We start from the raw sequence: 11019 nt of genomic DNA, 5'->3' as shown, positions 1-11019 counted from the left end.
ATTTAGTTACAAAGGCAGACCATGATACATCAGAGATTGATTTTGCTAATTTATGATTGCGTAACATTCCTTTGGTGTTCAAGTCTTCGATACAGACAATATCGTGGTTTTTGATTATTTCTGTACTTAACTTGTTAAGAAAATCGTCACGTTGGTTCATTACTCTCTCATGCAATCTAGCAACTTTTCGCTTTTGTTTCTGATAGTTTTTTGCATCAAGAAGGTTAATATTATTGTTTTTAGCATTTAACGCACGTCTTGAAAGTTTTCGCTGTTCACGTTTTAGTTTCTTTTCCATTTTTGATGTGAATTTATTATTGTCAATCTTGCGACCATCAGAAAGAATGGCAAAGTCAGTGATACCTAAGTCTATACCAATAGATAATTCCGTTTTCTCCAATGGTTGCACTTCTATTTCTGCAAGAATTGATACAAAGTATTTACCACTAGGATTTCGTCTAACAGTAGCATTAAGGATACGACCATGTACTTCACGACTTTTGGCAAAGCGAACAAGACCAAGTTTCGGCAATTTGATTTTGTTGTCTACAATGGTAATGTTATTGTTTGTTTCTTTAGTCGTGTAGGATTGTACTTTATTCTTTTTAGACTTGAAGCGTGGAGCTTTATTTTGTTTCTTGAAGAATCGAGTATAAGAATCAGCAAGGTTTTTCAGTGAGGATTGAAGGGCAATGCTATCAACTTCTTTTAACCATACTAATTCCTTTTTTAATTGTGTTAATTCAGCAGAACAAGAATTGTAAGTTAATCCTTTGCCAGTTTCTTTGAATGTATCGTTCCATTGCCCTAAAAAGCGATTATATACAAAACGACTACATCCTATTGTTTTAGCAATTAAGATTTCCTGTTCTTTGGTTGGATAGATACGAAATTTGTACGCTTTGTTGACTAACATTGTTTTCACCTCACTTTAGACCTTGATTTTCAATGTACTTTTTAACTACATCGATTGGAGATCCACCAGTAGTTAGTAAGCAAAAACTTCTCGACCAAAACATTTCTTTCCATAGCTTTTTTCTTATTTGTGGGAAGTCACGTTTTATCAGACGAGAACTTGCACTTTTATAAGCATTTATGAACTTTGACAATTCTGTATTAGGGTGTGCTTTGAACAAGATGTGAATATGGTCTTTATCATGATTCCATTCGACTAGGGAGATATTATATTTCTCGCCTAGCTTTACAAACATATCCTTAGCATAGTCAGATACTTTATCATCAAAGACTTCTCTGCGATATTTTACAACTAGCACAAGATGGTAATACATTAAGAATACTGAATGATTATTACTGTCCAATTTCATTGCATTATCAACCTTTCTCTTATCTAAGACTGATTATATCAATAAGGTATGAAGTGGGCAACAAAAAGCCTTTAGGCTATCGCCTAACCGACAGTCATCTCCCCCTTATCGTTGGGCTTCGCCCTTCACACGATTGAAGAGGGAGTCTTCTGTCGGAAAATGATAAAGTTGTTCGTAGGTCAGTGTCTTCACTAGTTTTCGAGTGGAGTTTTTATTTGGGCGGAAGATTGCTCTCTTTGTTTGGGAGATTGCTTGAGCGTTTTGCAGGAATACTTCTGCTAGTTTCAAAGAGTCCTCAAGCACGAAGCCTTGGTCATATATTCCGGAGGGACTCACTCCCTTTACGTCCGAATCAATCCCTTGGGTATTTACAATTCTCCACTCGTAGTGCAGCTGAAGGTCCTTCTCGTTAATCAGGTTCTGCAGGAGGACGTCCATCCAGCAGGTGTTATATCTGCCAAATAGGGTGATTTCTGGTGATCGTCGGCCGTGTCCGTCGCAGCAGGAGTTGCTGGCGATTCCTGCTGCGCTAATGGCTTTTACGAAGAGGGCAATACCTGGGTCTAAGGAAAAGGCGCTCACTCTCGGGTTGTGTTATCCTCGGCTATTCCATGGCTTTGTATAGGGAGCCAAACGATTGTTCCGTAGTCTATGGTTTGATTTACAAGTTTTTCTTCAGATAGGTGGATCTTTCTGTCTTGGATGGTTACGGGTATGGATAATTTTTCGAATACTTCTTTTAATAAATGGATGTCTTTAGGATGGTTGCCTTTTTGGAAGTAAATATGGTCATCGTTTTTTGTGACAAGGAATCCCCTTTTGTGGAGGGCCTCGGACAACATGGTCAGTTGGTTCATTGGATTTTTCTCTCCCTTCTAATTCAACTTTACTAATTTCAACTGGATACGTGAGCCCTTTTTCTTAGTAGGACATTTAATTGTTCTGAGCTCAGGAGCATTACTGCAATAGAAACAACGATAAAAACCGGGAAGATTCCTATTGTTGTATTTGATGCGATGAAACCAAGAAGAGGTGGCATAAACGTGCTACCTGTGTAAGCAACAGCCATTTGATAGCCCATAATAGTCTGGGAATGGGTTTTACCGAAACGAGCTGGTGTTTCATGTAACATACATGGAAAGATCGGCGCTAATCCAAACCCCACCATGATAAAACCTACAAGTGACACGGTAGCAGGCAATGGGAGTAACAGAAGTACAGCACCTACTAGTGCTATGATTTGTCCTGTTCGAATTAGCATACGGTTACTCATTTTAAAGGTAACAAAACCAGTTAGAAATCTACCAATCGTTAGTCCACCCCAGTAGAATGAAACCCACTGTGCGGCTACCGCTGCTGGTAACTCCTTAACATTTACGAGAAAGCTACTTCCCCAAAGCCCCACTGATGCCTCCACGCCACAATAAAACAGGAATGCAAACATCGATAACTTCACACCTCTAATTTGTAAAGGCTTTGCAGCTTTTGTGTTTTCACGAGATGTTTCATCATGGATGGGTTCTGTATTTTCATTTAACGCAATATTACTTTTATTCGACACTCTATTCCATAGTGGTAAAGAGAATAGAAGGATAGCTGCTAATGTGAACTGAATAAGTGAAATGGTAAGATAGCCACTTCTCCAAGCATTTTGAACTGACATGAACTGGGCCATGATGACTGGACCAAAGGTGGCTCCTACACCCCAAAAACTATGTAACCAACTCATATGATGTGCCTTATAATTGTTAGCTACATAATTATTAAGTGCTGCATCCACAGCTCCTGCGCCTAGTCCAAGAAGGATTGACCATGCAACTAACCACATGATCGATGGAGCAAAATAAAAACCTAATAAAGCACTGGCCGTCATTAAACCACTAAAAAAAGTAACTTTTCCAGTTCCAAACCGGTTAATTACTTTTCCACTAAATAAACTTGAAACAATAGTGCCTCCTGCAATCGTCATAAAAAGGAATCCAGCTACCTCAAGTGGCACTCCGAAATCCTGTTGCATTACTGGCCAAGCCGCTCCTAATAGTGGATCAGGTAATCCTAAGCTAATAAATGCCAAATAAATAATAACTAAAAGTAATATTGTCATGTTTACACGTTTACTCCTTCTTTACTCTTCTATATTTTATGGGAAAAATTTTTTAAATACACTTAAAGAGTGGAATAGCAGGAGGCCACTGAAAAAGTTTAAAACCACTTTTTCAGTGCCTTTTATTTGTATGGCAATGTCTACACTCGTCGCTCACCTGATTGGAGAAATCTTTTTAAAGATTGCGACGGGGGCAACGCTCATTGCTTAGTGGGACTGTAAAAGTGGAAAAGCACCACTTTTTTAAGTGCCCTCGATACAATTGGACTTATTAAATTATTTTAATAAGTAAGTATGTAAAAATAGCAGCATTCCTACTTCTATAGATGAATGTCAACAGTAACTATCTGTCTAAAGTTCATGAGATGTTACTTATTTCATCGATCATTACATCAAGACAAAGGGTTTGTAAACCAAATAAATAATCTTGTTCCCAATCACTCGCTTCAAACTCTGGAAGGTGCTCTACTGGAACATACTTTTGGCTTACAGCCTTAATTTTTTCTATTATCGTTTCATCCACTTCATCCTTACAAAAGATGAAACCATGGGGATTAATAATTGCAACAAACGAGGCTACTAACCTACTAATGGCATCAACCTCATACTCCTCACTAATCATTTCTTTTCCCGGTCCATGTTCCCTATTTAGAGCTTGTTGAAAATTCCGGTCATTATATTGGGGAACAAACTGAACCTCGCCCGAGAAAAACGTACTCCCGCGAACGACATTTCCGTTTAGCATAATCCCTGCTCCTGGTCCATTTTTTCCAGAATATAAATACACGAGGGATTGATCCTTCAAGTTCCTATTTTTGTAATAGCCGAGAATTGCCGCATTCATATCGTTCTCCACTGCGACAGGTATAGAAAAATGTTCCTCATAGTATCCTTTTAAGTCTATATTTTGAAACTGATCGTATCCTGGTATATGAAAAATCCGGCCATTTTCAACAGCACCAGGAACGCCAATTGCCATTGAACTGATCTTTGGATTTGCGTTTATGATTTTGGAGATATAGGTAGTTAGTTCAGGTAACCCACCATCTCTTAGTACACTTGGAAGTTTTCCTTGATGCTTTATTTCTCCCAAGCAATTAAAAATGGTATAGTTTGTCTCTGACCTCTCTAAGAAAATGGCAAGACCCAGCATATATTCAGGATTGTACATAAACCTTTTTGCCCTTCTGCCACCACTAGATTCATCAAGCCCAATCGAAAAGATTTCTCCATTTTTCTCCATCTGCGTTAAGAACTTACTTATTGTTGGGAAACTCACTTGCAATTTATGACTTAATTCTACTTTTGTTGTACTTCCAAATTCTATAAGATTTCTACGTATACCCCGAAGGATCATCTTCTTCACAGATTTTGGATTAGCCAATTTTTCATCCACAAAGATCACCACCTAAAAAACTTATTTAACAGATTTAATAAGTTATGGTGAAAATATATCACATTTATATTTTTAGAACAATAAGAAAAGCGCAATCGCCTATAGCCACGAGCGTAGGGCAGTAGAGGAATGACAACTAGAAGTCCGCTCTTTGACTTCGGTTGTCACTTCCGAAGTGCGCTGGAGCTAGACAATATGAAAAGTCCATTCGCCTATGATCACGAGCGTAGGGCAGTGCAGGAATGACAACAGAAGTTCGCTCTTTGACTTCGGTTGTCACTTCCGAAGTGCCCCGTAGCGAGTAGGCGCTGGAGCTAGACAATGCCCGAAGGTGCATAAACTTATGCTTTCTTACCTTTTAAAAAATAGTCTCCTCTTTTATTCGAGGTACTGCTGGGTTTTAAAACGTGCATTAAAAGATGCCTGACCCAATAGCGATGCATCAATCCGCTTTTACTGCTATAGGGTAGTATTTTGGAATCCAGTTATCAATTCCTTTTAGTTAGAGGAAAATAGTAATAATTTCATAAACATAAAGAAGACACTTGGACTGATACCTCTTCCTAGTGTCTTCCTTGTTTTCTTATTCTTGTGTATTTGTCACTTTGAGTCAGCGCATACAAACCAAACCAACGATTTAGGCTTATATTCTTCCGCATCTTACATGGTTTAAGGTTAATATCTATTGAGCAGTATGGTTGTACTACGCAGCAAATAACTTTGTATTGTTAGTTGTTCTTCTTAAAATCACCGCTAGCATTAAACAATCACTTTTTTAGATTTGCCTTCATTAATGAAGAAATCTGTTGCTCATCCGTGTTTGAAAATTGTTCTAGTTGATTAATAACTAGCTCTTGTCGCTGTAATGAATGATTTTGACTCAACTTAGCTTTTCCTTCTATCTTGTTGATTTTAATTTTAAAACCTTGTATCCCCTTTTTCATTCCAGAGAGAAACTCAGCATCTACATCTTGTAATCTATATGAACTGTCAGGAGCTTCATATCTCAATACCATTTCATGTAAGGAATCCTTTAATTCAATTTCATCCTTTAACAACTCGACTTCTCCATAAACATGAACAGTCACGTAATTCCATGTCGGTACTGCTTGATTCGTCTCATACCAAGATGGGGAGATATAACAGTGAGGTCCATGGAAAACAGCTAGAACAGTTTGGTTTTCGATATCTCTCCACTGAGGATTAGGACGAGTAAAGTGTCCATATAAATATGTATTTTCCTTGTTTAAAATTAACGGCAAATGAGTGGCAAATGGCGCTTCATTATGCCCAGAAAAAAGAATCGCAAAACTGTGTTCTTTCATAATTTCGTAATTCATTGCTTCATCTGTTATTTTGAATTGTGTTGGTATATACATAATCATCCACCTTTCAATAATAGTTAAAGGAGTGTTTTGGTCATGATAAAGTCCGTTTGTTCTTCATCACCCATATAAAAAGCATGAGCTGCAGTTTGCGCAAACCCCATTTTCTTATAAAAAGCAATAGCATTTTCATTTTTTTCCCATACACCTAGCCAGATTTTCTTTTTATTTTTTTCCCTCGCCATATCCATAGCATGATTTAGCATATATTTACCAAGGCCGTTTTTTTGAAATTGGTTCTTTATATAAATCCTCTCAATTTCTAGAGTCTCGTCACCCATCTCTTCAGACTGAGCATCATTGATATTGACCTTTAAATAGCCTGCGACTTCATTATGAACATATACAAAAAAGAATTCCGATGAGATATTGGACAATTCCTTTTCCAATTGGATTAAGTTAAATGCTTTTTCCAAATAGACTTTCATATTTTCAGGTGAATTCTGATCTTTAAATGTATCATTGAATGTTTCAATACTTATTTTTTGGAGAATTTTTAAATCTTCACAGTTGCACTTTTTTATTTTTACAGTCATGTGCTACTCACGCCCCTTAATAAATTAATAATTTCGCTTGTTTCCCCTTTTTACATATTCCCAGTCCTTTTCTACATTTTTTCTTACCTTTTGAAGAAGATAGAAAAGGCTATCTGCTTCTCTTTCGGAAAATCCCTCTAATGCGACACTATTTGAATAATCATTCTCTCTTTTTATAAAAGGATAAATCGTTTTCCCCTTATCAGTGGGATAGAGTTTTCTTATTTTTTGGTTATGGGGATCATCTCTTTTTTCGATAAAGCCATGAATTTCAAGTTTCTTTATCGCACGAGCTGCTGTTGTTCGGTCTACTTTAATCATTTCTGCTAACTTTTCTTGAATGATTCCTGCGTTTTCACATATTCGCACAAGGTACAAATACTGTCCTTTTGTCAGGTCATATTCTTTAAATTCGATATTACTTATAGAGTCCAATGCCCTAGCTATCATTCCTATTTCACGAAGTATTTCCGTCATTATGACCCTCCAATGTAAATTTTGTTGTAATTGCAATAAAAATAACATATATTAAACCTAACGTAACTTTGTTGTATTTGCAACAAAAATACTATAAAAAAAGAAGGCGAGTACAGTGAAAATGAGATATGTTTTTTATGTATTAGGAATTTTAATATTAACCCTTGGTATATCTTTAACGGTACTAGCAGAGCTTGGAACTTCCCCTTTTGTTGCACTATTGGTAGGACTGTCGATAAATGTGGGGCTAACTGTGGGAAGCTGGGAAATCATAATCGCTATCATTTTAGTATGTTGTAATTCACTTATAAGTAAGAAAAGACCAGAAGTTTTGGGGCTGTTAACGGCATTTATAATGGGTATAGGTATTGATTTTTGGCTTTTTGTATTACAATATTGGAATACACCTGAACTCTTATATAGCAAATTTGTGTTTTTTGGAGTCGGCTTAGTTGTGGTAGGGTTAGGGACTGCAACTTATTTACATTCAAATTTTGCACCAATTCCAGATGACCAATTAACATTAATCATTCAAGAATTAACGAGAAGAAGTATATTTTTTGCAAGAACGTTGATTTACCTTCTATTCTTGCTACTGGCAATTATTTTTAATGGACCAATTGGTGTTGGGACTTTATTAACGGTGTGTTTAGGCGGCCTAATACTTAATTACTTTATGCCACTAATTAAAAAATTATTAGACCGCATATTAACACACTATAGTACAACACTAAATTATGAAAAAGATAGAAACCATTCAATATAGGATAGTTGCTTCACAGTTAGGGTCAAATACGAAAGACGATCACTTTGAAAGTAATCGTCTCTTTAGAGGGTTATTCTATTGCCAATAAATGACAATAGGTAAGGCTTTGAGATTATCTCCACCTTTTCCCCTGTCCCACACCGTGCGTGCCACTTTCATAGTACACGGCGCTCCATCTTGTTTCCTAACTTACTTCTAATAGATTACATGCTTTTCGGTATTGGTTTACCTTTTTCATCTGTTCAGAATCTAATTTTAATTCTCTTAGATACTTTATAATCGTTTCTTTATTTGTAGCGTGTATGAGTTTATGCACATCTTTTTTGATGATTCTTAGGTTTTTGTATGCATCAGTTCCACCAAGCTTTTTTGGCTTGAAATGGTGACAATGAACTTCATGTGCATAAATAAATTCATTAGTAATTTCACATTTCCCCATTTTCATTGAGTACCTTGAAATTCTGTTATCTAAGTACTCCACTGTACCGTTTGGTATGTTTGAAATAAGTAGTCTTTGAATTTCATAAGATACTTCAGGTGCTAAATATTTGTGTATTGATTCTCGCCCATCTTTGCTATAAAACGAACGTTTATTACTAAAACTTTTTGCTACCTTTGTTCGTATATCAGCCAAGGGATATAAGTAAATTCCACAAATTTTATAGGTTGTGTAGTTATTTTTATAGAATTTTTCATATGATGGAGGTGCATTTATAGGTATTTCTCTAACTCCTATATTTTTAAAACGATTATATAAGGTCATTGATAAGTCGTAGGCTATTCTTTGCATATCGAGATTAACATTGGTTACATATTTGAAATAGTTGTGTATACCTAAGATAAAGGAATTGTATAAAAGAACATTCTGAGCCGTTGGTGATTTTTGTATTTTTATGATTAGATCTTTTGCTTTTGTCTTAATTTCTAGTTTTTTCTTTTTCCGAATATTGGAGTTACATACCCATTTGTCACTTTTCTTGATTGCGTATAGGGTATATCCAAGAAATTCAGACTTTCCTTTTCTTATGTTAATTATTTTTGATTTCTCATGAGAGATATCAAGTTTAAGCCTGTCTTTTAGATATTGACGCACGGCATGATACCATTTCTTAGCTGAGTGTGGGTCTCTTGCAAAGATTTTAAGGCAAGTAGACCACTGGAACCTCCCCAGTAGTCTCTCTCAGAACCGGATGTGAACCTCTCAGCTCATCCGGCTCCCATTATTCAGCTGTAGGTTTGATACCTATATCCCAATGTTTGAAGAGTTTGGGATTTTGTTTAGAAATTCTGCCAAGAAAATATTCTGCTCTTTTCTTGTGACGAGATAGCTTTTTATATTTCTTTCTCGCCCACATAATTAAGGCTTTGTTGATGTGCCTTAAAGAGGAGTACATTTCGGATTTGTAGAATTTTCCATAGTAGTTAATCCACCCTTGAATTACTGAGTTAAACATATTTGATAGGTCTGTGAGCTCTTTATCAACCTTTAGTTGTAATTTCCAACTTCTCACCTTTTGCTGAATTGATTTCTTAGATTTGTTACTGATGGCTGGTGTGAAGTTCACAAAATGCTTTCCCCACCTGTTCTTGGAAAGCCTTGGTCTGAACGTGTATCCCAAAAAATCAAACGCTATGTTTTCATGGTCGTCTTTCCTGTCCGCATTCTTACAATATACAATTTTCGTCTTGGAAGGATGGAGTTCCAGTTTACATTCGTTCATTCTCTGGCTTAAGGATTTGAGCACATTCCTTGCTTCATCCTCAGTCTTGCAGTGGATGACTGCATCATCTGCATACCTTGCGAATGGATTGGATGGGAGATTAATAGCCATCCATTTATCAAAAGCATAATGTAGAAATAAGTTTGCTAGCACCGGACTTATGACACCACCTTGCGGTGTGCCGGAGGTACGTTCTTTCAAACCATCTTTAGTTTGAAATGGTGCTGTTAACCATCTTCTAATGTATAACTTTACCCATTCTACGTCTGTATGCTTCTCCACTGCTTTCATCAGTAAATCATGGTCTATATTATCAAACAGACCTTTGATATCAAATTCAAGTACCCAATTGTACTTCCAGCATCTTTTTCGAGTTGTTTCTATTGCTTGAATGGCACTTTTATTTGGTCTATATCCATAGGAATCCTCATGAAAGAATGGTTCTACCGAAGGCTCAAAATATAATTTCACTGTCATTTGTGCAACTCTATCGGAAACTGTCGGTATTCCTAATGTCCTCGTGCCTCCTGCTTTCTTTGGTATTTCTACCGCTTTGACTGCTGGAGGAAAATAACTTCCGGATGACATTCTGTTCCAGACTTTATAAAGATTGTCTTTTAAGTTTCTTTCAAATTCCTCTATGGATTGCTCATCAATTCCTGCTGACCCTTTATTTGCTTTAACTCTTGTAAAGGCTTCATATACTATCTTTTTAGATATCACATACGGCTTTGTTTTATGCATAAGTTCCTCCCAATTTGATGGTTGACTTGTTTATAAAACTGAATAATATAACCCCTTTGCTCCACCTCCGTTAGGAGGTTTCATAACTACTACGGGTTATTCCGCCCCTATACATGGCATTGGTACTCTGATTCTTGTGGGGCTTCCACTTGAATTTCTCCCTTAGCATCCATGTCGTAGGTTCCCACGTTCCACACTCAAGCCTATATTAAGTTCACGCCGCCTTTATACCGGTCACCGAACGGACAGTAAACAGGTTTCCTCCGAACTTATCCTGAGTTAACGACTCCCCCTCAGTTTTGATGACATCACTACGCTTTCGATACTTCTTCAGCGGTTCAATGGTTTTCGTCTCCTTAATATGTACCTGACAGAATCTTGTGTTCTGCCTTTTCCTTAACGCTCAATACCATAGCTTTTGACTACAGCACCTTAAGGTGGTTTGCAATCTCTACCTGTATAGCGATTGCGAGAGGCCTACTCTCATCTTAAGTGCAGCATAGCCTCCTCATGTGCTTACGCACACTTTGGATGCTTTCGTGGCACACAATCATCTGCATATCTT

At 36.9% G+C, this 11019-nt stretch carries 11 protein-coding genes; 1 reads left to right on the top strand and 10 read right to left on the bottom strand.

From position 1 onward, the window contains the following. From tnpB to KS419_RS09400, 8 genes are all read right to left on the bottom strand, one after another. Positions 1-916 (bottom strand): IS200/IS605 family element RNA-guided endonuclease TnpB (gene tnpB / locus KS419_RS09435; RefSeq protein ID WP_217066103.1); only part of this gene is annotated, 916 nt, incomplete at its 3' end. A gap of 10 nt (positions 917-926) precedes the next feature. Continuing rightward, entirely contained in the window at positions 927-1325 is a 399-nt protein-coding gene (gene tnpA / locus KS419_RS09430; protein WP_217066102.1) for an IS200/IS605 family transposase, read from the bottom strand. 578 nt (positions 1326-1903) lie between these two features. Then, entirely contained in the window at positions 1904-2182 is a 279-nt protein-coding gene (locus tag KS419_RS09425; RefSeq protein ID WP_217066101.1) for a hypothetical protein, read from the bottom strand. Between the two features lie 38 nt (positions 2183-2220). Next, the gene (locus KS419_RS09420) at positions 2221-3429 is read right to left on the bottom strand and encodes an MFS transporter (RefSeq protein ID WP_217066100.1); all 1209 of its coding nucleotides are present in this window, start codon (positions 3427-3429) and stop codon (positions 2221-2223) included. 358 nt (positions 3430-3787) lie between these two features. Continuing rightward, the gene (locus tag KS419_RS09415; RefSeq protein ID WP_380086454.1) at positions 3788-4825 is read right to left on the bottom strand and encodes an ROK family protein; all 1038 of its coding nucleotides are present in this window, start codon (positions 4823-4825) and stop codon (positions 3788-3790) included. 767 nt (positions 4826-5592) lie between these two features. After that, positions 5593-6204, bottom strand: a complete 612-nt coding sequence (locus KS419_RS09410; RefSeq protein WP_217066099.1) for an FMN-binding negative transcriptional regulator — start codon at positions 6202-6204, stop codon at positions 5593-5595. Between the two features lie 23 nt (positions 6205-6227). Further along, the gene (gene paiA / locus KS419_RS09405) at positions 6228-6746 is read right to left on the bottom strand and encodes a spermidine/spermine N(1)-acetyltransferase (protein ID WP_217066098.1); all 519 of its coding nucleotides are present in this window, start codon (positions 6744-6746) and stop codon (positions 6228-6230) included. Positions 6747-6770: 24 nt separating this feature from the next. Continuing rightward, positions 6771-7223, bottom strand: a complete 453-nt coding sequence (locus KS419_RS09400; protein WP_034748300.1) for a MarR family winged helix-turn-helix transcriptional regulator — start codon at positions 7221-7223, stop codon at positions 6771-6773. 121 nt (positions 7224-7344) lie between these two features. Here KS419_RS09400 and KS419_RS09395 point away from each other — a divergent pair, with 121 nt between their 5' ends. Further along, positions 7345-7989: a YczE/YyaS/YitT family protein gene (locus KS419_RS09395; protein ID WP_217066104.1), complete on the top strand. Its 645-nt coding sequence runs from the start codon at positions 7345-7347 to the stop codon at positions 7987-7989. 184 nt (positions 7990-8173) lie between these two features. Here KS419_RS09395 and KS419_RS09390 read toward each other — a convergent pair whose 3' ends face one another. Then, positions 8174-9082: an HNH endonuclease signature motif containing protein gene (locus tag KS419_RS09390; protein WP_217066097.1), complete on the bottom strand. Its 909-nt coding sequence runs from the start codon at positions 9080-9082 to the stop codon at positions 8174-8176. Between the two features lie 127 nt (positions 9083-9209). Continuing rightward, the gene (gene ltrA / locus KS419_RS09385) at positions 9210-10454 is read right to left on the bottom strand and encodes a group II intron reverse transcriptase/maturase (protein ID WP_217066096.1); all 1245 of its coding nucleotides are present in this window, start codon (positions 10452-10454) and stop codon (positions 9210-9212) included. Positions 10455-11019: the final 565 nt, after the last annotated feature.

The organism is Evansella tamaricis (assembly GCF_019042215.1).
Classification (GTDB): Bacteria; Bacillota; Bacilli; order Bacillales; family Salisediminibacteriaceae; genus Evansella; species Evansella tamaricis.
This window is presented reverse-complemented; position numbering and strand designations above follow the sequence as displayed.